Annotated in this window: 26 protein-coding genes; all 26 read right to left on the bottom strand. The window is 44.4% G+C overall.

The annotated features are described in order from the left end of the window. Positions 1 to 9: 9 nt before the first annotated feature. Positions 10 to 1,539 (bottom strand): flagellar hook-associated protein FlgK, encoded by a 1,530-nt coding sequence (flgK, locus tag C2758_RS02320; protein ID WP_215329200.1) that lies wholly within the window; start codon positions 1,537 to 1,539, stop codon positions 10 to 12. 4 nt (positions 1,540 to 1,543) lie between these two features. After that, a complete protein-coding gene (locus C2758_RS02315) occupies positions 1,544 to 1,996 on the bottom strand; it encodes a hypothetical protein (RefSeq protein WP_215329190.1) in 453 nt (150 codons plus the stop codon). After that, entirely contained in the window at positions 1,996 to 3,165 is a 1,170-nt protein-coding gene (locus C2758_RS02310) for a flagellar basal body P-ring protein FlgI (RefSeq protein WP_251369235.1), read from the bottom strand. Before C2758_RS02310 ends, C2758_RS02315 begins: the two co-directional genes overlap by 1 nt. Then, positions 3,126 to 3,803, bottom strand: a complete 678-nt coding sequence (locus tag C2758_RS02305; RefSeq protein WP_251369234.1) for a flagellar basal body L-ring protein FlgH — start codon at positions 3,801 to 3,803, stop codon at positions 3,126 to 3,128. The genes C2758_RS02310 and C2758_RS02305 overlap by 40 nt, the downstream gene beginning before the upstream one ends. Positions 3,804 to 3,847: 44 nt before the next feature. After that, the gene (gene flgG, locus C2758_RS02300) at positions 3,848 to 4,633 is read right to left on the bottom strand and encodes a flagellar basal-body rod protein FlgG (RefSeq protein WP_215329161.1); all 786 of its coding nucleotides are present in this window, start codon (positions 4,631 to 4,633) and stop codon (positions 3,848 to 3,850) included. 18 nt (positions 4,634 to 4,651) lie between these two features. After that, positions 4,652 to 5,413, bottom strand: coding sequence for a flagellar basal body rod protein FlgF (locus C2758_RS02295; protein WP_215329159.1), 762 nt, complete (start codon positions 5,411 to 5,413; stop codon positions 4,652 to 4,654). Between the two features lie 17 nt (positions 5,414 to 5,430). After that, entirely contained in the window at positions 5,431 to 7,248 is a 1,818-nt protein-coding gene (locus C2758_RS02290) for a flagellar hook-basal body complex protein (RefSeq protein ID WP_215329157.1), read from the bottom strand. A 32-nt stretch (positions 7,249 to 7,280) separates the two neighbouring features. Further along, positions 7,281 to 7,973, bottom strand: coding sequence for a flagellar hook assembly protein FlgD (locus tag C2758_RS02285; protein ID WP_215329155.1), 693 nt, complete (start codon positions 7,971 to 7,973; stop codon positions 7,281 to 7,283). Positions 7,974 to 8,007: 34 nt separating this feature from the next. After that, the gene (flgC, locus tag C2758_RS02280) at positions 8,008 to 8,415 is read right to left on the bottom strand and encodes a flagellar basal body rod protein FlgC (RefSeq protein ID WP_215310291.1); all 408 of its coding nucleotides are present in this window, start codon (positions 8,413 to 8,415) and stop codon (positions 8,008 to 8,010) included. Next, positions 8,409 to 8,825 (bottom strand): flagellar basal body rod protein FlgB, encoded by a 417-nt coding sequence (gene flgB / locus C2758_RS02275; RefSeq protein ID WP_215309348.1) that lies wholly within the window; start codon positions 8,823 to 8,825, stop codon positions 8,409 to 8,411. Before flgB ends, flgC begins: the two co-directional genes overlap by 7 nt. A 306-nt stretch (positions 8,826 to 9,131) precedes the next feature. Continuing rightward, a complete protein-coding gene (locus tag C2758_RS02270) occupies positions 9,132 to 10,970 on the bottom strand; it encodes a tetratricopeptide repeat protein (RefSeq protein WP_215329153.1) in 1,839 nt (612 codons plus the stop codon). Between the two features lie 42 nt (positions 10,971 to 11,012). Continuing rightward, on the bottom strand, positions 11,013 to 12,077 hold the full coding sequence (locus tag C2758_RS02265) for a carbonic anhydrase (RefSeq protein ID WP_215329151.1): 1,065 nt from the start codon (positions 12,075 to 12,077) through the stop codon (positions 11,013 to 11,015). Positions 12,078 to 12,244: 167 nt separating this feature from the next. Then, complete coding sequence (locus C2758_RS02260) at positions 12,245 to 13,006, bottom strand: hypothetical protein (RefSeq protein ID WP_215329149.1); 762 nt, start codon at positions 13,004 to 13,006, stop codon at positions 12,245 to 12,247. A gap of 7 nt (positions 13,007 to 13,013) precedes the next feature. After that, on the bottom strand, positions 13,014 to 13,796 hold the full coding sequence (locus tag C2758_RS02255; protein WP_215329147.1) for a flagellar biosynthetic protein FliR: 783 nt from the start codon (positions 13,794 to 13,796) through the stop codon (positions 13,014 to 13,016). Positions 13,797 to 13,799: 3 nt separating this feature from the next. Continuing rightward, positions 13,800 to 14,069, bottom strand: coding sequence for a flagellar biosynthetic protein FliQ (locus C2758_RS02250; protein ID WP_215305976.1), 270 nt, complete (start codon positions 14,067 to 14,069; stop codon positions 13,800 to 13,802). Positions 14,070 to 14,074: 5 nt separating this feature from the next. Further along, positions 14,075 to 14,821, bottom strand: coding sequence for a flagellar type III secretion system pore protein FliP (gene fliP / locus C2758_RS02245; protein WP_371817706.1), 747 nt, complete (start codon positions 14,819 to 14,821; stop codon positions 14,075 to 14,077). Then, positions 14,818 to 15,135, bottom strand: coding sequence for a flagellar biosynthetic protein FliO (fliO, locus tag C2758_RS02240; protein WP_215329145.1), 318 nt, complete (start codon positions 15,133 to 15,135; stop codon positions 14,818 to 14,820). Before fliO ends, fliP begins: the two co-directional genes overlap by 4 nt. A 27-nt stretch (positions 15,136 to 15,162) precedes the next feature. Next, the gene (gene fliN, locus C2758_RS02235; protein WP_215329142.1) at positions 15,163 to 15,540 is read right to left on the bottom strand and encodes a flagellar motor switch protein FliN; all 378 of its coding nucleotides are present in this window, start codon (positions 15,538 to 15,540) and stop codon (positions 15,163 to 15,165) included. 12 nt (positions 15,541 to 15,552) lie between these two features. Then, complete coding sequence (fliM, locus tag C2758_RS02230) at positions 15,553 to 16,692, bottom strand: flagellar motor switch protein FliM (protein WP_215329140.1); 1,140 nt, start codon at positions 16,690 to 16,692, stop codon at positions 15,553 to 15,555. Between the two features lie 31 nt (positions 16,693 to 16,723). Then, positions 16,724 to 17,461: a flagellar basal body-associated protein FliL gene (gene fliL / locus C2758_RS02225; protein ID WP_215329130.1), complete on the bottom strand. Its 738-nt coding sequence runs from the start codon at positions 17,459 to 17,461 to the stop codon at positions 16,724 to 16,726. Between the two features lie 26 nt (positions 17,462 to 17,487). Beyond that, positions 17,488 to 18,702 carry a flagellar hook-length control protein FliK gene (locus C2758_RS02220; protein WP_215329128.1) on the bottom strand — a complete coding sequence of 405 codons (1,215 nt, stop codon included), beginning with the start codon at positions 18,700 to 18,702 and terminating at the stop codon, positions 17,488 to 17,490. A gap of 4 nt (positions 18,703 to 18,706) precedes the next feature. Next, positions 18,707 to 19,735, bottom strand: a complete 1,029-nt coding sequence (locus tag C2758_RS02215; protein WP_215329126.1) for a hypothetical protein — start codon at positions 19,733 to 19,735, stop codon at positions 18,707 to 18,709. Positions 19,736 to 19,761: 26 nt separating this feature from the next. Beyond that, complete coding sequence (locus C2758_RS02210) at positions 19,762 to 20,208, bottom strand: flagellar export protein FliJ (protein ID WP_215305965.1); 447 nt, start codon at positions 20,206 to 20,208, stop codon at positions 19,762 to 19,764. A gap of 5 nt (positions 20,209 to 20,213) precedes the next feature. Next, entirely contained in the window at positions 20,214 to 21,599 is a 1,386-nt protein-coding gene (locus C2758_RS02205) for a FliI/YscN family ATPase (RefSeq protein WP_215329116.1), read from the bottom strand. Then, positions 21,599 to 22,492, bottom strand: a complete 894-nt coding sequence (locus tag C2758_RS02200; protein ID WP_215329114.1) for a FliH/SctL family protein — start codon at positions 22,490 to 22,492, stop codon at positions 21,599 to 21,601. Before C2758_RS02200 ends, C2758_RS02205 begins: the two co-directional genes overlap by 1 nt. Further along, on the bottom strand, positions 22,479 to 23,573 hold the full coding sequence (fliG, locus tag C2758_RS02195; protein ID WP_215305962.1) for a flagellar motor switch protein FliG: 1,095 nt from the start codon (positions 23,571 to 23,573) through the stop codon (positions 22,479 to 22,481). Before fliG ends, C2758_RS02200 begins: the two co-directional genes overlap by 14 nt. Positions 23,574 to 23,581 lie beyond the last annotated feature (8 nt).

Raw genomic sequence — 23,581 nt, 5'->3', positions numbered from 1 at the left:
AATCTACCCTCAATTCATGATTGATAGAAGTGCATTAAACATTTGATTACCAGTCTGCAATACCTTAGTAGAAGCGGTATATAACTGCTGATACTTCAATAAGTTCGCAGCCTCCTCATCAAGATTCACTCCTGAAATAGAATCCTTTTGACTTTTCAAATTAGTCATTACGGCGATATCAGCTTTTTGGGTGCTTTTCCAAGTGGCTACCTGAACGCCGACATCACTAACTAAACTAGCGGAACTAACAATAAATATCGAGCTTTGTTTTTGCAAAAAATTAGCAGCATCTGAAGTAATAATTGGATCGCCCATCACATCAAAATATGCAGCTGTATCTGTTGGGGCCAGAGAAATAAAATTAGCAGCCTTAAAACCTGATCCCGTTAGGCTATTACTTGGGTTGGATAAATAATCATAGAGACGATTCATATTCTCTTCTGAATTAATGCCTGATACCAACTGCCCAAAGGAATCTGAGACGCTATTGATATCCGCAGTGATGTCCCCTTCTAGACTAGGCAATTTTTGTGAGCCTACTTGAAAACCAAAAATGGCGAGCAAGGGGTTAGTCTGAGTAAATACATTATTTTCTGTTTGGCTAGCTGTATTGGCAGCAGAGACTAGGCCTAGGGCAATCGTATCTAAACGCTGATCAATTTTGGGTACAAAAGTATTTACCAATTCAAGTAATGCGCCTGCTTGGCCACCATCAAGACGCTGAATACTCGTAATGGTATTGTTGCCAGTCCCACTCTTTAATGAATAGACTGCAGTATGCATGTCTTGCCCACCATTCATTACCAGCTTATTGGCCACTGTTCGATCGACTAAGGGCATGCCTGCAATTAAATGGGTAGCTGTACCATCGCCATTAATCAACGATTGTCCACCGACCAGCTTTTGTAGTTGAGATAGTAGGCGATCACGCTCATCCAATAGATCTGCCGAAGGGTAAGAATTACCAGAAGTAGTGCCTTTGATAATTTGCGCATTAATTTGCGCCAATTCAGGCAACAAAGTATTAACCTGGGAAGCAGTATCAGCCAAACCTTTTTTAGCATCACTTGCAATTTGTGCGGTTAAGCCGCTCATACCAACAATACGTCTTGCTACCTCGTTTGCTGAACCTGTAATGGCAGCGGCCTGCGGCTTACTGGTTGGATCTGCTGCATAGGTACCGAGTGCATTAAAGAAATTACTAATCGCAGTATTTAAGCCTGTGGACTGATCCGCAACCAAGGTATCAATTCCTTGGGTGTACTGTACCAAGGTCTCAGAGTAACTCGATTTTGCTTGTTGGTTCAAAACCTGAGCATTGAGTAATGAAGAGTATTGGCGCGTAAAACCCTCAACGGCAAAACTCGTGCCATTGAGCATCAAAGAATTCGGTGCGAGCGCATTAATCGTGGCATCTGCAGTTCGACGCGTGAAGCCATCTACCGATGCACCAGCCACGTTTTGTGAAGTTGTCAGAATGCCTGCCTGCGCGATATTTAACGCAGACATTGCAGAATCGGTGATGGAGTAGACGCCCATATATTTACCTTAGTGTAGGAGTACTCTCAAAACCATTTGGTCTTTGCAGTGACTGCAAAGTTTCTGCAGAAGTAGGTGCGGAACGAGGAGTATTTAATGGTTTTACGGCTACTTCTTGAATTCCGCTTAGTTTTGCTGCATTGGACTGTGCAATCAACTGTTCAGCAATTTGCTTTCCAAAGCCAACGCCTCGCCCTTGTGAGAGCAAGTCAGCTACATGATCGTCCATTATTTCTAGATAAGACTTGGAAGCACTACTTTGCCCATCCATGCCATTCAAATTCGTATTTCTTGCTGAACTAAGCATCTGTCTCAATAAAGTACGTTCAAATCCCTGTGCAGCCTGCTTTAATTTGGCTTCATTAGTTGATGCAGAAGTTGATGTTTTAACGGCAGTACCCTGAAGCATTCTGGCGCTATTAGGATCAATTGAAGGTGTTAGTTGATTAACATCCATTAAATGACCTCTAATTCTGCACGCAAAGCACCGGCAGCTCTAAGTGATTGCAAAATAGAGATGAGGTCTTGTGGGGTAGCGCCCATCATATTGAGAGCCTTAACCACTTGATCCAGAGAGGCTCCGCCGGGTACAGCGATTAGACTATTTTCCTTACCGCTATCAGTAATAGTTGCAGTATCTTCTGTGGCGGTAGTGGTCTGTCCACGACTAAATGGTAATGGCTGACTTACCGTGGGGGATTGCTGAATTTTGATTGTTAAATTACCGTGCGCCACAGCAGACGGAGAAAGCCTTACCGCTTGGTTCATTACCACTGAACCTGTACGAGAATTTAATATTACCCTTGCTGGTTGACTACCCATTGGTACGTCTAAATCTTGCAGTGCTGCCATGAATGCCGTTCTTTTTAACGGCTCTGTTGGAACGCGCACATTCAGTGATCTAGCATCAATAGGCAATGCTGTTCCAATACCAAAACGACGACCAATGGTCTCTGCCGTTCTTTGCATTAAAGAAAAATCAGCCTGACGTAAATCCAATTGCACGAACTCGTCTACCAGCAGCGCTGGGACCGCTCTTTCGACAATACCGCCTGAAGGTATTCTGCCGGCAGATAAATGGTTAACGGAAGTTGCTGCGCCACCCGTTGCAGCTCGTGAACCACCAATAACCACGTTTCCTTGAGCTTGTGCATACACTTGACCATCAGCAGCCTTCAGCGGTGTCATTACTAAGGTACCGCCTTTTAGGCTAGTTGAATTTCCTAAAGAGGAAACAGTCACGTCGATCTGCTGACCAGGTCTAGAGAGCGCTGGGAATTCTGCAGTTACCATCACTGCTGCTGTATTGCGAAGCTGTGTTTGATTACCAGTGGATGGCAAAGTAACGCCTAATACCCCAATCATCTGCAACACACTTTGCAAAGTAAATGGTGTCTGAGTTGTTTGGTCACCTGTACCATCTAAACCCACAACTAAGCCGTAACCCACAAGCTGGTTTGATCTTTGACCTGCGGTATCTGCAATATCCTTAATACGATCAGCAAAGCAGATACTACTAAAGCAACTTAGGCTTACTAAAACTAGTAAGCCTTTGGTGCACCAAGAGAAGAAATAGTTAATCTTCATCAGAATGGCGCCAGCTTTAGCATCAAACGTGTAAACCATCCAGTTCCCTGAGTATCGTCTGTCGCTCCGCGACCACGATACTCAATACGGGCGTCTGCAACTTGCTGCGATGAGACCTGATTAAATACCAAGGTATTCGGGTTAACAATGCCACCAAAGCGAATAATTTCTTCTTCGTTACTAACAGCAACTTGCTTTTCACCGGCAACCACTAAATTACCGTTTGATAGAATCTCCACAACAGTGACCGTAATTGTTCCAGCAAAGGTATTGCTTGCAGCACTCGAGCCTGAACCCTCACTCTTAATATCTCCGGTACCTGAAAAATTGGCTGCATTCGCAAGGCTAAACATTGCTCCATTAAATGTTGGGCTATTGTTACCAAAAGTGGATGTGCCGTTTGCTTTGCGAGCTGCTGCCATTCCAGAGTTTTTTGCTGCACTCGTTGTTTCATTAAGCAGGACCGTTAGAGTGTCGCCAACGTTTCTAGCGCGCCGATCCTCAAACAGTGGTCGATGACTCACCGCATTTATATAAGGCCCACCTGAATTAGCTGGATACAAACTGCCCATATTCGCAGATGTTTCTTGAATAGGTCGTGGTCTGGCAGTCGTTGGGGTAGATAATAATGAAGGGCGATCAGCACTAGCGCAAGCGGCCAACAAAATGACGCTCATTGCGCTTATTAAACCTAAACGAAAAAGTCTTAGCTGATCAATCATCATTGACCCAAATTACTGACACGCTGCAAAATTTGATCAGAAGCAGTAACTGCTCTGGTATTAATTTCATAGGCGCGCTGCGCTGCAATTAGATTAACTAATTCTTCAGCAACGTTCACATTGGACTGCTCAATGTAGTACTGATTCATCGTACCCATACCATTGAGCCCAGGCAGACCGTTCGTTGCATTACCGGAAGCTGGTGACGCAATATAGTTGCCACCACCAAGAGCAACCAAACCTGCCGGGTTAATAAAGTTGGCCATCGATAATTGACCCACTTGCGTTACATTTCCTGTCTGATCAAGAGCTTGTACTTGACCTGATAGGCTAATCGTAATATTGACAGCATTAATCGGAACAGTTAGACCAGGTGAAACGACATTTCCAGATGAGGTCACAATTTGTCCAGTAGCACTTTTGCTAAATTGGCCATTTCGAGTATATGCAGTTGTTCCATCGGCAAGCGCAATTTGGAAGAAACCATTTCCGTTAATCGCAATATCTAATTGATTGCCTGTTTGGTACAAGGTGCCTTGTAAATTATTTCTTTCGGTCGAAGTAATCGCTGATCCTGATCCAACCTGAAGACCGGTAGGTAATAGGTTTTGTGCATTGGCTGCAGAACCAGAAGCGCGAATAGTGGTGTAGAGCAAATCCTGAAATAATGGCTGGATTCGCTTAAATGCTGTAGTAGACGCGTTAGCCAGATTGTTAGATATCGTATCTAAATTCATCTGCTGGGCATCCATGCCAGTCTTAGCAATCCATAGTGAACGTAACATTTTTTATCTTTCTTTCTATTAGCTACGTGATAGTGATAATAGTGTTGTTGCTGATCTAGAGTTTTGATCAGCTAAGGTAATTGATCGAGTATTTAAATCAAATAGTCGATTTTGAGTGATCATCTGTACCATTGCCATCGTTGGATTCACGTTACTCAATTCAAAGGCGCCTTGCACTACCTTAACGCGTTGATCAGCAGCTGCCTGTTCACCTGGCAGATCAAACAAACCATCTTCTCCGCGTACCAAATTATTAGTATTAGGATTCACTAGCTTTAATTTGCCAACTTGATTGAGATACTGTGTTCCTGGTAATTGAGTGTAAACAGAGCCATCCTCTGCAATTTGCAATGTAGAGCCAGTTGGAATGGTGATACTCCCGCCCTCACCCACTACTGGTATTTCCTTGCCAACACTCAAAATTCCTTGATCATTAACCATGAACTTACCGGCGCGGGTATATGCTTCTTTTCCATCCGGACGACGTACTGCAAAAAATCCATCGCCTTTAATCGCTACATCTAAAGGATTGGAGGTTGTTTGTATTTGTCCGCCGGTAAAGTTACTTGCTGGCGTAGTTTCAACTGTAAATACTCTAGTATCTGCACCATTACCGGTAAAGGGCTCACCATCACCCTTTAACGGTACAGCCCGAAAAGCGCTGATGACTTCTCTGAAACCTGGCGTCAAACCATTAGCCAGATTGTTAGAGGTAACAGCCAACTGTTGCGTTGCGGCTGTTGCCCCTGTCATTGAAGTGTAAGCGTATCGGTTAATCATAGATTAGTGCTTACTGCTTATCGGCTCATATTGATAGCATCATCAACAATAGTCGCTGCTTGGAGTTTTAATGCCTGAGAAGTAGCGGAGTATTGTCTTTGTAATACCATCAATTGGACCAACTCTGCAGTCAAGTCTACGTTTGAAGCTTCCAATGATTTCGAGCGCACCTGACCTAATAATCCAGTACCAGGAGCACTTAAAATCGGATCACCTGATGCACTTGTTGCAGCAAAGGTATTGCTACCATTTGGCATCAAACCATCTAGGTTTTTAAATTGGGCCAAAATGAGCTGACCTTTAACTGCCTGTACACCGTTGTCATAAGTTGCTATTAACTTACCAGAACCATCAATTGAATAACCAGATAGATTCGATACGGTATGTCCATCTTGGGAATTAGCATACGTTTGGGTAGGCGCAGTTAACGCTGTCGAGATGTTACTCTCAATCGTGAATTGCATAATTCCGTTTTGATTTGTTCGTCCATATGCAGCTGATGGAGAAGCACTTAATGCATTGAGCTTAAAACTGCTTGCTGCAAAATTTGCAGGTTTCCCATCAGCGCCTGTTGCGAGGGTATCGATATTTACACCACCTAAGAAGGCCATTGTACCAATTGACATTTGCTGTGTATTCAGAGCGCCATCACTTGCCTTTCTAAAACTTACATCGCCATCCTTGTTTGCATCTGGATTGTGGCCAACTTTGTTACCATCAATCGTTGAGTAGACTTCAAATCGATCAGTAGTTGCCTGAAATACCTCCAGTACTTCTGCAACTACTGGGTTTGCAGGTGCAGGTTGAGGTGCCACATAAGCTACAGTTTGCTTAATTGGAATATGAGTACCATCCGCTAACCTCAAATCATAGGTTGAGCCTACTGCTCCTAAGGTACCCCCAGTCAAAGTTTTTTGAGCTCCTACGACGGATACTTTTTCCGTATTAGCTGAACCAACCGTAAGTGTTTTTACTCCAGCAGTTGCGCCAGTAGTAGCCACTGTATATTTACTATCTTCACCTTTATAAGTACTAGCGATCACACTCATCTGCTCATTCTTAGGCCGCTGGGTTGTCGCATCAAAACTTGCAGCTGGCGTACCAGAAACGGGAGCCTCTAACTGCTGTGTTGGGTTGTAACTATATGCGCCGTCTAGCCCCAGAGTTAAATTCAAAGGCTGAGATGAAATTCGCTTGTAGAATAAACTTAAAATATGACCATTACCATTTTGGTCATAAATCGTTTGTGATGTTGCTTGACTATAAGTAATGCTATTGGTTGGATCAAAGCGAATATCCATTGCTGGATTTCTCGTATCCAAGTTCAGATCTAGCTTTGAATTGATCGTTGGCTGTGATGGAAGAGGTTGTGGATCTAATATCATCGTTGACTTTGCGCCAGCGATGATATTACCGGCCGTATCAGCTGGATAACCCACCAGTAATAAACCGCTTTGATTCACGATTCGATTTTGGCTATCGGTTCCAAATTGACCGTTACGGGTATATTCAAACTTACTTGGACTTTCGGTTGGAACCGTTCCGATTACATTTTTAGCCAGCATAAACATACCTGGGCCAGTAATTGCTAAGTCAAGTGGATTTTGTGTAGTTTGCAGTGTTCCATAGGACTGGTCTCTTCTGATAGCCTGTTGCTGAGATCCCATGCCTACACGATCTTTCGCCTGAGCATCATTTGCCTGGAAATACATATCTGCAAAGACAAACTGTGCGGATTTAAAGCCGACGGTTTGTGCGTTTGCGATGTCATTACTAACCACGTCAATAGCTTGTGCTGTTGAGTTTAAACCTGCTAATCCGATTCCATATCCCATTTTTTGCTCCCTAGCTTAATTTTTTAATTGAGTTAACTGATCCACTGCTGGACTGTTGATGCGTTTATCTGTCTTCCATCGACTAAAGTGAGTAGTGAGTCGCCATTAGTGCCCTTACTGACAGCTGCTACAGGTGATGCTACATATACTGTTGGAGACTCTGTTGCTCCCGCAGCATTGGTACCACTAATACTGATGCTGTAGCTTCCTGCGGCAACTCGGTTACCATCTGCGTCCACACCATCCCATGCAAAATTTTTCATTCCTGCAACTATGTTGCCAAGGCTAGTGCTATTAATTACGTTGCCACTAGCATCTGTAATAGTTGCCATTACAGAAGTCAAAGGATTTGCTGAATTAGCTCCCAAAATGACTTCGCTTGCTCCATCAAAGGCAATACCATTTCCTGCTACAACTGGACTATGGCCAATTAGTGCAGCCTGATTCATAAAATTCACGCTTTGCATTTGATTGAGCATGGCTGTCATGGAGGTGTTCATATTGCTCATGCTCGTCACCATATTGAGCTGAGACATTTGCGCTGTCATGGTTGAGGCATCCATCGGTGCCATTGGATCTTGATTTTTGATTTGCGCTATTAATAACTTTAAAAAGTTCTGAGTTTGATCCGTTGCAGAAGTTCCAGTAGACGAACTAGCAGCAGCACTTGCTGCTACGTTTGGATCGTAAACAGGGATATTACTCATTGGTCCTGTCGTTGTCATATCTTCCTCGGCTCTTTATTTATTTCAAAAAATTCTAGCGACCTAAATCTAAGGTCTTTAACATCAACTGACGCGTAACATTCATGGCTTCAATATTCATTTGGTAAGAACGAGATGCTGAAATCATGTTGACCATCTCTTCAACCGGATTCACGTTAGGCATCTCTACATAGCCTGCACCGTTAGCCTTGGGATGGCCTGGACGATATTCCATCCGTAGTGGGGCGTCACTTTCAATAATTTTGCTAACGGCAACACCAGCACCCGGTGAATTGGGACTAGTAATCGCATTAAATTCCACCTGGCGTGCGCGATAGGGGCGTCCATCTGGACCAGACATACTCTCCGCGTTGGCAATATTGGAGGCGGTAGTATTCAGACGCATTGCTTGCGCCGTCAATGCCGAAGAGCCAATATTAAAGGTGGCTAATAAACTCATGATGCTTGACCAGTAATAGCAGACATTCGTGAGCGCAATGTACTACTTAATAGACTTAATGCTGACTCAGTAAATACTGAGTTTTTTGTAAATTCGCTAAGCTCAACGTCACCATCGACTGTATTGCCATCTTTAGATGGCTGATTTGGCACGCGATACAGTAAACGCGGGTCTTCTTTTGTAATTATTCCTTCAATATGTCCTGCATGTGTTCTCACCATAGATACGTCCATTGATGGTGATGCACCTTCCATCTGAGCCTTCAATACGTCTGCAAAGCGAATATCTCTAGCCTTAAAGCCAGGGGTATCCGAGTTTGCCAAATTGTTACCCAAAATTTGTTGGCGAAAGGTGCGCAACTTCAGCGCGGTTTCGCCAAAACTTAATGGGTCGTATTGCGGCACTGCATTCATTTCTGCTCCTCCCTAATTGGGAATGACATACCTGAGGGGAAAATCCTCAGTAATTGATATGCAAAGAGCGTGCCAGTTTTAGAGTATTGCTAGGAATTTGAAATGTCCGGCGTTCATTTACCGCTCCATTGATCCCAAAAGACTATTTTTTGATTAAAAATGCATAGTTAGGACAGATAGAGGCAATTTTTGCCGGTATTGATGCAGTGCAGTAGGTAATCCCTGCCCTTAGTGATACCGCTATATGATTTTAAGCTTTGAGTGCTCGCTCAATCCATGCTGAGTCGAGACTTAGTGAGCAGCTACTCACTTTAAAGTCAATAAATCTTCTCGGACTCTAGTGAATACAGTAAACCAATCGCCAGGAACTGGCTGTCTGAAGAGCTTGACCGTTGGATACCAAGGACTATCTTCTCGATTTAGCAGCCAACGCCAATCCGGATCATTGGGGAGAAGTATCCAAGTTTTCCTGCCCAAAGCGGCTGCAAGGTGTGCCACGCTGGTATCTACAGTGACCACGCAATCCAATAACTCAGTTAAAGCGGCTGTGTCACTAAAGTCGTGCAATTCATCGGCAAAATTCAAAACTTGGGGATTAGCCTGTAATGTTCTGCCATCATCGAAAGTGGCGCCTTTTTGCAGGCTAATGTATTGGCAATTATCTGGCAGATATAACAACAACTGTTTTAAAGAAATGCTGCGATTATGGTCATTTTTATGACTACGGTTACCACTCCAAGCCAGCCCAACACGCGGCTTAATTTTAGGTCCCAACTTGGCTTCCCAAAACGCAATTTTAGCTATATCGCCAAAGAGATAAGGATTGCGCGTGGGGATTGTATCGACAGTGGTTTTAAATGCAAATGGCAAACTCATGAGGGGGCACTGGAAATCAAACTCAGGAAGTTTTTCACCTTTGTAAGTGGCTAATGCAATACCATCCAAATCTGCCAGCAAGGTAATGAGGGGCTTTTGAACTTCTACAATCACATTTGCGCCCAAATCAGAAACTAACTTGGCATAACGAATAAATTGAATCGTATCTCCTAAACCTTGCTCTCCATACAATAAGATCGACTTATTTAATAAAGAGGGAGTGCCAAGCCACAACGGTTGAGGAAAATCTCTTTTAAGCGGAACAAATACATCTCTTTGCCAACGCCACTCGTAAAATTTCCAACCATTAATGTAATCACCGCCGAGCAATAACGCTAAACTCTTATTCCAATAGGCTTCAGCAAAGCTAGGATTGATTTCAATGGCTTTGTCATAGCTTGCGATAGCACCGCTTAATTGCTTTAATTCTTTTAAGCCATTACCACGATTGTTAAATGCCTCGAAACAATCAGGCTTTAAATCAATCGCTCGACTATAGCTCTGGATTGCTTTATCGATTTGTCTTTGCTCTTTTAAAGCATTACCAAGATTGTTATAGGCTTCGGCATAGTCTGGTTTGATTTGTATAGCCGTGGAGTAACTTCCAATTGCTTCATCAAATTTTTTGATATCTTTTAAAGCATTGCCAAGATTATTATAGGCTTCGGCATATTCTGGTTTGATCTGAATAGCTGCAATATAGCTTGCAATCGCCTGATCAAATTTCTTGAGATCTTTTAAAGCATTGCCACGATTGTTGTAGGCCTCTGCAAAATCAGTGGAAATAGCAATCGCTTGGTCAAAACTAGCTACCGCATCTTCTAGTCTCTTCTGAATATGCAGGGTATTACCACGGTTGTAGTAAGTATAGGTAGAGTTTGGCGTTAATTGAATTGCGCTATCGTAACTAACAATAGCAGCATCGTATTTTTGCTTTGCTTTTAAGACATTCCCTAAATTCGAATGATATGAAGAGTTATTAGGATTGAGCGTAATCGCCCCTTGCATCAAATGCTCTGCAAGATCAAAATTAGCCGTTTCATAAGCAATCAAACCAAGTAAATGCATCGCATCAACGTGATCAGGTTGAGCTAATAATGTTTGCTCATATAAATCTTGAGCCTCTTTTAGCCTACCAGTGCGATGACAAACAATACCTTGCTCAAACAAATCTTGGATCTGCGCTACTTGCTCAGGAGCCTGAGCTTGGCTAGAAACCAAACTCAAATTGCCCCCCGCTTTTGTAGATTTTTGATTATTAGTGCGCATTAACAGGCTCTTTATATGATTGGCTATGAGTGCGTAGCTAAATTAACGGTCTTTAGTTTCTTTAACCAAACGATCACCTTTAGGCTGCAACGGTCGCGCATTCATAGGGTACATACGGTCAAAATTCTTTACTTGTGCCTCACTTACATAAATAGGATTTTTTAGAACAAGCCAAAGCACGTTTTCACTACATGGTGGCGTTGTCAAAGATCCCATATAGGTGAAATAGCTTTTGTCCGCTGGCAACATTTGATTGATGTCAATCATGACCCCAGGATTCTCAGTCTTGCCTTTGACTAATGGAACCTTATTCCAGAGAGTGTTAATTAAAGCATTCTCTTGAGTAGAATCGTCACCCCACCAATATTTTTTGAGTGCCGCTGGTTTTACAGTACTCATTAACACGGCAACAACCGCCAAGCTACCGTCGTGGTGTTGATGCACCAAGTGCGCCACCATATCGGTGCGCTCACCATTAATCGCCTCTTCACTTGGCTTATGAAAGTGGAACTGAATCAATCGATATTGCCTATCATCGACCATCAGATTACTACCCTCGCCGTAGTTCACCATAATGGTATGTCCATTATCGAGAATGGATAAGGGCGATGCTCTGTAAAGAAATTCTAGAGGGTTTAATTCGGCTTTGACTGCTCTGTCAATATTAATATTGATTGGTGATTGCGTCTTACCCTTTAGGCAGGCCAAGTTTTCTTTACCTAAATTACCCCAGTCATCTGGACCGCCAGGCCCATCAAAATATGACCAATGATGGCTATGCGCTTCTTTTACGGAAGGCTTGGCGGGTGCTTTAGCTGCAGGTTTAGGTTTAACTTCTGGAGAGAGCGGTGCATTACCTGCAACAGAAAGATCGCTGCTACGAATCACAATATCACCAGATCCTTTGCTAATTTTATTAGTCAGGGCCTTGCTCATCTCTTCATCACTGGATGGGCCTGGGGAGACTGTCACCTTGGCTTTATCAGCTGACTTTTCCGCAGGCGTAGCTGCTGGAGCTTGGTCAGACGCCATTACTGGCTGACTAAGCAACAAAAGGAAGATGGCAGAAGTTGCCATAGCAATAGGGTTGAAGATTCTATTCATCATGAGTCCGCTTACGGAAACATTTGCCATTTCGTTTAAGAAAATGGATAAATATATATTCAGCCGCTTTATCGGCTAACCTTAATGGTCGACCTTAAAAGGCGGAATATTGCCCTACTTTGCCTCTTCAGGGCACTAAAAGGCTACTTAGCCCGCAATAAAAAAGGGGCTTACTTCTTGGTAGACTTTTTAGCCGGAGCTTTTGGGGTAGGCCTAGACTCAACACTACTATTGCTAGTGATTGGCAAGGGATCCACCTGAGGGGTACGACTAATATCAAACATCCACTCACACTTCATTAAGCCCGCACTATCTTGTCGGCTATCTAGCGGTGTTGATTGTTTTAATGCCACCTCAAGAGCCGCATCGGTTGGTGGTGGTGTCAAATCATTACTGGTATACCACCTTAAAAAGCGCTGATACCATCCAAGCTTGGGAAGCTTACCGGGATCAGCATAGTAGTTTGAGCTACAAATTTGTAATCTTCTTTCAATTTCGCTAGCAGGCAAGTAATAGCCCTCAATTAGCAAATTAGCCACCTTACTGTTGCAACGAGACCAAGCAGCTAGCTCAATTTTGGCACCCGTGGTGTTGGATACAGGCTTTTCTTCTAGTAGTGCATCCACTTCACATTGCATGCGCTGCCCGCGAATTTTTAGCTTCTTGCATACATCAGCACCCTTGTCACTGTATGGGTTGCTCTTCTCTGCAGTAACTGGAAAAGGAAATTTTCTATCGCAATCATCCAAAGGATCGAGGGATTGATTCAGCGAATTCTGCTGTATGGCAATCTGTTCTTTTGGACTAATGACTATTTCAATTGAGCCTGCTTGTGATGTTGCTTGATCGGATACATTAATACTCTGACCACCCGCAGAAAAGCTAGCAATAATCAATAAAGTAGGGCCTGCAAAATGCATCAAGGATTTCATATTGAACTTATTGTGCATTAGGCAGCTCCACACCTTGTCGAATAAGTTGTAAAGGGTTCTCAAGCGAACGCTCCAAAATAATTTGTAGATCAGGCAAAATCATGAAGAAGACCAAAAAGGCTAGCGGTATGCTTACTGCAAAACCGATTGAAAATAAATTCATCTGTGGGCTAGTTCTTCCCAAAAATGCTTGCGTTAAATTAAACATTGTATAAACCAATAGTACTGGCATTGATAAAATTAAGCCCAATCGAAATGAGGCAGAAAATAAATCCACCAATCCTTTAGATGTCCAGGATTGAGGCCATACACCTAATGGTACTGTCTTAAAGCTGGTCAACACAATATCAATTAACACTAAATGAACATTGAGCGAAAAAGCCAGCGCTAATACGACTAAACCCATAAACTGGGCAACTAAGCCTGAATCTAATGTGGGATCCCGAAAGCTAGAGGAGGCAAAGCTAAAGCCCGATAAAAAAGAGAGCACCTCTGCTGCTATATCTATCACCATAAATGCTACACGGACCGCAAAGCCAATGAAGGCGCCAATCGCCAACTCAATTGCAGAAGCAAAAAAAGTAATTTCACCTGGGTAAGGAATTTTATCGGTCCCCAGTATTGGCATCACATAAATACCAAATGCTAAAGCAATAAATAAACGAAACTGCATCGGTACTGACCGCATCGCAAACATGGGAGACGTTAAAAACAACCCAAAAACCCTTAGCGAGGCAAACATAAAGATTGCCATATATTGCTCAATTTGAAGACCGGTAATGGTCAACATAAATTAATTCACTAAACCTGGTATGCGGGCAAAGAGTTCTTTAATGTAGTCTGTAAATAAAGATAGACTAACCGGCCCGATGATGACAATGACGGCAGCAAACACAATGAGTTTTGGAACGAATGCAACAGTAGATTCATTAACAGAGGTGGCTGCTTGCAAAATGCCAATAATTAATCCAACTACCAGTAATGCCATTAGTACAGGTCCTGCTAACACTGCTGCCATTCTCAATGCCTGATATACCAAATCGAGAATGACTCCGCTCTCCATGGTAATTAATTAATGTAGCTTTGTACTAATGAGGTAGAGAGCAAGGCCCATCCATCTGCCAAGGTAAACACAATTAATTTGATCGGCAAAGAAAACATCATCGGCGAAACCATCACCATACCGAGGGAGGTCAGGATACTAGCCACTGCAAAATCAATTACCAAAAAGGGTAGGAAGATTACAAAGCCAATTAAAAAACCAGTCTTTATTTCTGAAATCGCAAACGCTGGAATTAAGACAGTGAACGGAACATCTTCGCGTGCTTGGATTTCTTTACCGTACATCTTCATGAATAAGTTCAAGTCATCCTTACGAGTTTGCTTCAACATAAACTCTTTTAAGGGCTTTGCGCCAACCTCAACCGCTTGAGGAAATCCCATCTTTCCTGTTGAGTAAGGCTGATATGCAGTTTTATAAATCGAGTCAAAGACGGGATTCATAATGAATAAAGTCAGAAACAGTGAGAGCCCAATTAAAACAATATTAGGTGGCATCGTCGTTAAACCTAGAGCTTGGCGTAATAAAGAAAATACAATGATGATTCTTGTAAAGCTGGTCATTAGTACTAGGGCGGCTGGCAGAAAACTGAGTGCAGTAATAGCTAATACTGTTTCAACTGGTACGGAATATAGTGTGCCACTACCAGCCTGCTTAGCGGTTACGAGGGGTAGAGTCTGACTCCATGCTATTAATGGGAACAGTCCCAAAAGCCCTATCACTCCGCTCATGAGGAAGGTGATTCTATTTTTCAACCGATATTCCTCTTAACCAGCTGCCTTAACTGATTTGCAAAATCAACATTACTAGGCTGCGGCTTTAAATGGGCCACATCTTCTGGGTCTAGTTCGGTCAACAGATTAATTTGAGTAGGTGTATGGCCAATCACCAAGATGCGATTGAGTACATTCACAATGATCACTCGCTCTCTTGGGCCTAAAGCCTGTTGAGCCAAAATCATGACGTGGGGATTGCTTGCACGGACTGCGGAGTCCCGCTTAACTAAATACGCAACAACCCAAATAAGTGCGGCCGCTAGTGCCAGCCAAATGAATGAAAAAAGCAACATGCCTCCAACTGAGGTACCCATTTAGGATCAGCGATTAATTTTACGCAGACGCTCTGCGGGAGTCACAATATCAGTCAAGCGAATACCATAGCGATCATTCACAATCACTACCTCACCTTGAGCCACTAGGCAACCATTCACCACGACTTCTAGAGGCTCTCCAGCCAAGATATCTAGCTCGATCACTGATCCATAAGTTAGATTCAGTAGATTGCGAATTTGCATCTTGGCACGTCCAAGTTCAACTGTGACTTGAACCGGCACATCCATCACCAAATCAATATCGTTAAAGTCTGCGCCAGCTTTAGCGCCATCTTCTAGGTTGTTAAATGTCGCCTTGCGAAGAGATCCAGAAACATCAGCACTAGTCAGTGTTTTTGCTAAATCATTATCGTTTTCAGCCATCTTGATCCTCTTTTATTCTTGTGCTGAGCCTGTTTGATCAATGGATTCATTGGGCTCAAGTGTATCCGCAACTTGGTCCATTGTATCGCTTGAGACATCTCGTTGATTGGGTTCAGGAGCCCGCATTGTGGCAGGCACATGAGGGTTTTCAGCAAGTTGCTCATATAACTCACCTTTTTCAGCACTTCGCATCATGCTGGGTCCAAGGCGCGCCTTCTCTAGAGGGCTCTTTAGGAATTCTGCAGGGTGCTGAATCGTACTTACTTTAACTGAATAGCGCCCTTCTTTTACACCATATTGCCCCTTGATCACTGGTAAACCATCCACATAAACGGTAACCGGATCATTAATTTCTATAGGGATGATATCCCCCACTGATAAGGAGGTAATTTCACGCAAGAGCATCTGCTTACGGGCCAATACAGCTACAGCAGTCACTGGGGCTTCATGAACCTGGTCGTTTAATAAGTTCGTCCAATGTTCATCTGGCTCACTTGCAAAGCCTTGCATATTGTTATACAAGATTGCTTTGATTGGCTCCATTACCCAGAATGGAATACAGAGGTCAACATCACCTGGTCTGCCATTAATCTCAATAGTAAATTTTGAATGCAGCACCATCTCGCTAGGTGAAGTTATTTTGGCAAACCCAAAATTAGTCTCTTGGCGCATGAAGTCAAACTTAATTTCATATACTGCTTTCCAAGCTTTCTCATAGTCGTTGAGCAGTGCATCGACTAGGCGACGAATAATACGCAACTCCGTCGGTGTGTATTCGCGTAATGCCAGCCTTGGTGCCAACCGACCCTCACCACCAAACATATTATCAATCGCGATATACACAACACCAGGATCAACAATCCAGCAGCCTACGCCACGCAGTGGACGGATGCCTACGATATTGATATTGGTACGCTCAGGAAATTCGGACACAAATTGCTCATAGCTTTTGACGCTCGGCATATGCATCTGCACCTCAATCGGTGCGCGGATCATATTAAACAGAGATAAACGTACCGCCCGACAAAAGCGTTCGTGTATGAGCTCCAATGTCGGCATGCGCCGACGAGCAATAATCTTCGATTTGTCGAACATTGACTGCTGATCTTCAGCGGCAATGTTCATCTCGACATTGATTGCTCCTGTCGCCATATCTTCCTAAGTGGACTGTCTAACTGCTATTTTACTGCATTACAAAAGTATTGAATAGTACGGCCTGAACAGGAAGATCCATCTCCGTAACATTCCAAAATTCTGCTGCAGCCCTAGCAGCCTCACCAGTAATCTTCTGACCTGAAGAGGTTTCTTTTGGCACAGCACCAATTCTCTCTAGATTTTGAATATCAGCTGTTGATGGTTGTTGCTGGAGTATATAAATAGCAGTGAGTTGGGGCGCAATAATGGAATTAATGACTAGTGCGACCTCACGCGCCATCATTGTTTTGCCCTCTACTGTTGCTAACTCTTGCATTTGGCGTGAGGATAAAACCGTAATCACCTTATCTCTGATGACGGGCATGAACTTCTTGATTTTATCTTCAGTGGATCCATCATTTGTCCTGAGGACCATCTTCGTCTGCAAGTAATGCTCCCCCCCTCTGCCAGGGAGGTTTACGATCATTTCGTCTAGAGCAATGTAAATGGGAGCGGCATTATCTTTGCGCTCCATTAATTGCTTCTTCAGAATATTTTCAGGGCGTTTATCTTCAGCTTCTTGCTGTCTTTTGAGCTCAGCATTATGTTGCATATAAAAGTAGCCGCCAACTGCTCCAGCCAACACTACTATCAATCCGATGATCAAAAATAGCATCTTTTTGCTTTTAGGCTTTTCTTCTTCAACCTCGACATGCTCTACGACAGGTGGGGGTGGTATCCCGCCATTGACATCTAAGGTAGGCTCTACGCGTTCTTCATCAGCCATGCTTATTCCCTTTATTCTTCATGATATTAAGCGAACAGATGCACTGTACCGCTAGCGCTCCTATTATGACCTGAACCAATAAAACCAGTGCTTGTCATGGTTTTAGGAGTCGGATCAATATTCTGCTGCTTAGCATAGTATTCCTGACGAGCATTGGCAAAGGACTGTCCTGAGGCCTGTTGTGACTGATTGCCCTGCCTGAGATCTAGCGAGAGATTTAAACCCATCTGAGCAAACTCTTGCTTCAGATTTTGGCCGCCCTGATCTAAGCGAGATTTTGTAGCGTCGCTCGCACCTTCGACTATCAGGTGGGCCTGGCCACTTTGATTAATGCGTAAGTCGATCCGAATCGTGCCCTGCTCTGGCGGCGTTAACTCAAACATAATGCGACCGCCACCTGACTTAGCAGCACTCATAATCTCGCTATGTAAGGGACCACTCACTAGAGAGGTCTCTGTTTGCTTGATTTGAAACTTTTGTATAGCTTCTGGTGTGTGATTATCTAAACGTGCAAGACCGCTATTTGGGGTGCTTAGAGTATTAGCATCCTGGACGCTTAAATCAGCCACTTTTTCTTGTTCGCTGGTCTGATAGTCAGACTCTGGCCTTGGACGAATGGAATTATCAACGCCGATGTTTTCTTTGGATATCTGGCCAGCAAACAAGGGGGTCAGAGCGTTATCAGAATTTTTAGAATTTTGAGCGCTGAGAGCTGAAACATTTTTACTATCAGCTCGAATGCCGCTGTCTGAAGGGGCCTTCGTGGCGAGCTTTTCAACTACAGCTTGAGTTGTAGCAACAGTCGAATTGACAAGATTAAGCTCTGCTGTTGATGCTTTTGGCATTTCCTGAGCAGCGTTCACTGGTTTAGCTTGTTGCTGTAAGTCCCGAAGCGCACTAGCGATCTCTGGGGTGAGCGTGATGATCGGTGCTTGGTTAGAGGCTGCTTGGGTTGCTGGGTTCACCAGGCTAGCCAATTGGGGTGCTAACGGCAAATTACTTTGCTGGGCCAGATCACGAATCGCATTGACTTGGTCTTGGGTCAGCGTGATGGTAGTTACTTGCTGAGGGGCTGCTTGAGCTACCTGAGTTACTAGACCCTTTAGCTGCTCTAAGGCACCGGCCTGAGCAGCGTTCACTGGTTTAGCTTGTTGCTGTAAGTCCCGAAGCGCACTAGCGATCTCTGGGGTGAGCGTGATGATCGGTGCTTGGTTAGAGGCTGCTTGGGTTGCTGGGTTCACCAGGCTAGCCCAATTGGGGTGCTAACGGCAAATTACTTTGCTGGGCCAGATCACGAATCGCATTGACTTGGTCTTGGGTCAGCGTGATGGTAGTTACTTGCTGAGGGGCTGCTTGAGCTACCTGAGTTACTAGACCCTTTAGCTGCTCTAAGGCACCGGCCTGAGCAGCGTTCACTGGTTTAGCTTGTTGCTGTAAGTCCCGAAGCGCACTAGCGATCTCTGGGGTGAGCGTGATGATCGGTGCTTGGTTAGAGGCTGCTTGGGTTGCTGGGTTCACCAGGCTAGCCAATTGGGGTGCTAACGGCAAATTACTTTGCTGGGCCAGATCACGAATCGCATTGACTTGGTCTTGGGTCAGCGTGATGGTAGTTACTTGCTGAGGGGCTGCTTGAGCTACCTGAGTTACTAGACCCTTTAGCTGCTCTAAGGCACCCGCCTGAGCGGCGTTCACTGGTTTAGCTTGTTGCAACATTTGCATTAATTGCGTTACTTGTGAATTTTGAGTGCTTAAGTTGTTGGCTTGGCCTGCGTCTTTGATCGCTTTAGCAAGCGATTGGGTAATTAATCGGCTTTGCTGTGGATCGATATTTTGACCATTTAAACCCAGTCCGTTAAGTACATTTAGACCTGACAACGAAGTAGTTGAATCTATTGCATTCACGCCGTTACCGCCATTGAGCAATGGGCTGGCAACCGCAGGCTGGGCTAAGGCAGGATTAATGAGGCCCTGTGCAGCTAGCTGAGCGGCCAATAACTGCATAGGATCGGTAAATTTTGCAGATTCTTTTGTTTGACTTGCAAAACGTGGCAAATTTTGCATATTTAGAATGCCTAAATCCGCTTTAGGGCTCGCTGATTTATCAGAATTTGATCGTCCATCCAAGCGCGCCACCATCTTTTGGTTCAAGGATGCTAAGAAAGTATCAAAACCAGCAGGCACAGTAGCGCCACCGGCAAGACTACCCGGTTGCGCAATAGCCTCAGTAGTGGGGCTATTTAATGCTCGCATCTGTATTTGACTAACTGTTGGCATGCATTCTCCAAAAGGAACACTACCAACTATGCATCTTTCGTGCCAGATTTGAAACTCAGCCTTGCTGAGAAGTTATCTTCAAATTGGCTAAGTTCTGCTTTAGCCTGCTTTCTTTTGGCCTCGAGGTGCATTTTGTCTACTAATTTAGATAGCCCCCGAGTGCGCATTCTGGCTAAAGTAGCTACTTTTAAGGTTTCCTCAGAGGCCTTTGTCATACCTTGAATTTGACCATCCATCTCTATAGCGCTATGCAGCAGCTTCTCTCTAAAGGCATTGGCATCCTGAATGAATGCCACTGAAGATCCGCCTTTGCCACCAGCAAGTAATTGAGCTTCATAATCTTTCGCATAGTCAAGTACTTGATCTTTAAAGGCTTTTTGCTGATTTACCTGACTAGCAACTCGCTTTGCCCGTGCCATAGCCTGATCTTCTCGTATTTTGGCTAAGCGATGCAGGAGTTCTATGGCATTCATAAACTTTATAGGTTGGGCGGGCTAATTTCAGCTAGCAAAATCTCTGTTTGGTCTATTGGAACGGCTACATCAGCGTCTTGTTGCAAGAAAGCCTGAATTTTTGGCCAAGCTTGTAAAGCAGCATCCAATTCTGGATCGCTCCCTGCGATGTAAGCACCCATCGAGACCAAGTCCCTTCCCCGCATATACCGACTGTATAACTGCTTCATTCTTCTAGCAGAAAGTAAATGCTCTTTTGATACCACTTTTGGCATCACCCGAGAAATCGATTTCTCCACATCTATGGCTGGGTAGTGGCCACTATCAGCCAATTCTCTAGAAAGGAAGAAGTGTCCGTCCAAAATACCGCGGGCGGTATCAGCAACTGGATCATTGGTGTCATCACCTTCTAGTAATACGGTATAAAAAGCAGTAATTGAACCATCAGGATTGGCGCCATTTCCAACGCGCTCAACTAACTCTGGCATGCGTGCAAATACGCTGGGAGGGTAGCCTCTTGCTACTGGAGCCTCTCCTAAGCTTAGGCCAATTTCACGCAATGCCATTGCGTAACGAGTGAGTGAGTCGACAATCAAAACCACGTGCTTACCTTGATCTCGAAACCAGATCGCCACATCGGTTGCGTACGACGCTCCTTTTGAGCGCGCCAATGGAGAAGCATCTGCAGGCGCTGCAACAACCACCGCGCGCTGAAATGATTCTGGGCCCAAGGTGTCTTCACAAAACTCGCGCACTTCGCGACCGCGTTCACCAACTAGGCCAATCACAATCACATCAGCAACGCAATTACGCGCAAGCATTCCTAATAAAACACTTTTACCGACTCCAGATCCCGCAAATATTCCAACGCGCTGACCACGACCCACTGTTAACAAACCATTCACCGCTTGAATACCCACATCCAAAGGTTCATGAATGGGCGTTCGATCCAAGGGATTTAACATTCTTTGAATAATGGGTGAAAATTGTTTTTCACCATATCCTTTGCCATCGATAGGTCGGCCCAAGCCATCGACTACTCTACCCAGCAAACTCTCGCCAATCGTCAAAGGTTCACCGACACTACTGGAGATGTAACCTGCCCCAGAATTAAATGGCGTATTTGCTGGATACACCAATGCGCCTGGTGAAATATTTTCCATCGCATCAATCGGCATTAAATAAGTGATTGCGCCATTAAAGCCAATGCACTCTGCATCATAAGTCTTGCCGCCTAGTTCGGACAGGATGGTAGCGCCTGATCCGATACTCATTGGCAGGCCTTCAACCTCCAAGACAATTCCAGAGACGCGCTTTAGTTTTCCTTCTCGAATGGAGTAAGGTGTTTGCATCAAGTGTTGGCGACGCAACTCTAACTGACTTACCAATTCCTGAGGTTGTAAAACACTCACTATGACTGCACCTGATCATCAGGATTGATTGGATGATCAGCGTCAGGTTCTATTTTGGAATCTGTTTCAACATCCACTTCAGAATCGCTATAGGTGCCATCTACAACATCATGATCATCTTCTTCAGCATGGGATGCATCGGTACTCTGCGCTTCACCAATAGACTCATCTTCTAAAAGTTTTGGTGTGATTTTTTGATCAACGACTTTGTCATCTTGCGCAACTGGGCTGTCCAAACCCAAGGCTGTCCTCACTAATGCCATGCGTGCCTCAACTCCAACATCAATACGAGCGCCACTCACCTCGACATAAGCATGCCCAGGACGTACATCGGCATCTACTAAGATCGTGCAATTAAATGGCAAACCTGGGTCTTCAACAATCTTTCTCCATGTATCCACTTCTTCAGAGCGCAAACGCAAATAGAGATTCTCACCAGGTCGCGGCAAACGCATCAAAGCTTCTTGTACCGCCATCACAAAGGGGGCGCGCTCCATTGAACTGTTTGCACTCAAACGAGAGGCAATTTCAAAACTAAACTGAGTTAAAGGTGCTGCAATTGCCTCGGGCATTCCAACAAGCGACTCTAAAAGTTGCCCCAAAGCATTTTGCAAGCGCAGCGTCTCTTGTTCAGCATCTTGATACCCTGCTTTATATCCCTCGTCGTAACCAGTTGTCTTGCCCTCATCGTAACCAGCTGTGCGTCCCTCTACAAAACCTTCATTAGAGCCGAGCTCGTAGGCTTCTTCATAAGCGTCATGTCGAATCGCTTCAACTTCTTCAACGGTGGGGTAATGAATCGGGGCCACCTTAGGTGGCTTAGGAGGTTTAGGAGGATCAAAAGAAGGTGGCTCCCATCGCGTTAGCAAGGAGTCCTCATCAGAGGAAGGCATCAGCGGACTTACCTCTCTCCATATTGACTCGACCTTCTTCACTCAAGGCGCGAGCGATTGCAATGACATCTTTTTGGGCTGTCTCAACTTCAATGACCTTCACAGGCGGTCTTGTTTCAAGATCTTCACGCACAGTATCGGCAGAGCGCTTCGCCATATTTTTGAAGATTTTTTCGCGCAACTTCGGACTTGCGCCTTTTAATGCAATGATCAATGTTTCCTGCGGAACCTCTGTCATTAAAGTCTGTAATGAACGATCTTCAAGCTCCAAGAAGTCTTCGAAGACAAACATCTTTTCTTGAATAGCATCGGCCAACTCACCGCTATATTTTCGGATGTTTTCCAAGGCTTGTTTATCCAAGCCACCAGAGAGGTTGTTCAAAATCTCGGCGGTAGGAACTACACCACCCACGCTGCTGCGACGGAAGTCTGAGTCTGGGCCTGCTGAACGAGACATCACCTCGTTTAACTCTTTCAGAGCTGCAGGTTGAACTTTTTCCAATAGAGCAATACGTAAGATGAGTTCGTTTCGTAATTCATCAGCAAATAACTTGAGCAAGGCAGAAGCCTGAGTAGGATCCAAGAAGACCATCACCGTTGCAATAATTTGTGGATGCTCATTTTTGATGAGCTCGTAAAGCACGTCGGATTCCATGCGCTTGAGGGTTTCGATACCAGACATATCAAGCGTATTTTCAAGACGGCCTAATAGATCTGAAGCGCCTTCTGCACCCATTGCCTTGGTAAGCATGTTCTGCATGAAGTCATCGGTATCAAATGCAACTTGCGTATTGTTGGCGGTGACATCCTTAAATTGCCGCAATACCTCCAGCACTAAGTCTCTACTTAGGGAGCGCACTACAGCCATCTTTCCTGAGAGTCTTTGCACCTCAAAAGGCGTCATGCCCCTCATCACATTCGCTGCAGACTCAGCGCCAACAGCCAAAAGGACAACCGCAGCACGTGAAGCACCATCCAAATCATCGAAAGAGATCGTGCCACCAGCAGGGGCAGATTTGACCCCCTCTTTCAGAGCATCTGCTATGGATAGCGTTTTTTCTACGGGAGCTTCATCAGCCAAAACAGATT

This window comes from Polynucleobacter sp. AP-Sving-400A-A2, assembly GCF_018688155.1.
In the GTDB taxonomy this organism is placed as follows: Bacteria; Pseudomonadota; Gammaproteobacteria; order Burkholderiales; family Burkholderiaceae; genus Polynucleobacter.
This window is presented reverse-complemented; position numbering and strand designations above follow the sequence as displayed.

Coding starts and splice junctions, on each gene's coding strand:
- C2758_RS02250 (WP_215305976.1), bottom strand. CDS start 14,069: ATGGAGAGCGGAGTCATTCTCGATTTGGTATATCAGGCATTGAGAATG.
- C2758_RS02270 (WP_215329153.1), bottom strand. CDS start 10,970: ATGCGCACTAATAATCAAAAATCTACAAAAGCGGGGGGCAATTTGAGT.
- C2758_RS02305 (WP_251369234.1), bottom strand. CDS start 3,803: ATGAGCGTCATTTTGTTGGCCGCTTGCGCTAGTGCTGATCGCCCTTCA.
- flgK (WP_215329200.1), bottom strand. CDS start 1,539: ATGGGCGTCTACTCCATCACCGATTCTGCAATGTCTGCGTTAAATATC.
- flgB (WP_215309348.1), bottom strand. CDS start 8,825: ATGAATGCAGTGCCGCAATACGACCCATTAAGTTTTGGCGAAACCGCG.
- C2758_RS02265 (WP_215329151.1), bottom strand. CDS start 12,077: ATGATGAATAGAATCTTCAACCCTATTGCTATGGCAACTTCTGCCATC.
- C2758_RS02315 (WP_215329190.1), bottom strand. CDS start 1,996: ATGGATGTTAATCAACTAACACCTTCAATTGATCCTAATAGCGCCAGA.
- C2758_RS02260 (WP_215329149.1), bottom strand. CDS start 13,006: ATGAAATCCTTGATGCATTTTGCAGGCCCTACTTTATTGATTATTGCT.
- C2758_RS02200 (WP_215329114.1), bottom strand. CDS start 22,492: ATGCCTTCCTCTGATGAGGACTCCTTGCTAACGCGATGGGAGCCACCT.
- fliN (WP_215329142.1), bottom strand. CDS start 15,540: ATGGCTGAAAACGATAATGATTTAGCAAAAACACTGACTAGTGCTGAT.
- C2758_RS02295 (WP_215329159.1), bottom strand. CDS start 5,413: ATGATTAACCGATACGCTTACACTTCAATGACAGGGGCAACAGCCGCA.
- flgG (WP_215329161.1), bottom strand. CDS start 4,633: ATGTTACGTTCACTATGGATTGCTAAGACTGGCATGGATGCCCAGCAG.
- C2758_RS02255 (WP_215329147.1), bottom strand. CDS start 13,796: ATGTTGACCATTACCGGTCTTCAAATTGAGCAATATATGGCAATCTTT.
- C2758_RS02290 (WP_215329157.1), bottom strand. CDS start 7,248: ATGGGATATGGAATCGGATTAGCAGGTTTAAACTCAACAGCACAAGCT.
- fliO (WP_215329145.1), bottom strand. CDS start 15,135: ATGTTGCTTTTTTCATTCATTTGGCTGGCACTAGCGGCCGCACTTATT.
- fliM (WP_215329140.1), bottom strand. CDS start 16,692: ATGGCGACAGGAGCAATCAATGTCGAGATGAACATTGCCGCTGAAGAT.
- C2758_RS02285 (WP_215329155.1), bottom strand. CDS start 7,973: ATGACAACGACAGGACCAATGAGTAATATCCCTGTTTACGATCCAAAC.
- C2758_RS02310 (WP_251369235.1), bottom strand. CDS start 3,165: ATGGTTTACACGTTTGATGCTAAAGCTGGCGCCATTCTGATGAAGATT.
- C2758_RS02210 (WP_215305965.1), bottom strand. CDS start 20,208: ATGAATGCCATAGAACTCCTGCATCGCTTAGCCAAAATACGAGAAGAT.
- C2758_RS02215 (WP_215329126.1), bottom strand. CDS start 19,735: ATGCCAACAGTTAGTCAAATACAGATGCGAGCATTAAATAGCCCCACT.
- fliL (WP_215329130.1), bottom strand. CDS start 17,461: ATGGCTGATGAAGAACGCGTAGAGCCTACCTTAGATGTCAATGGCGGG.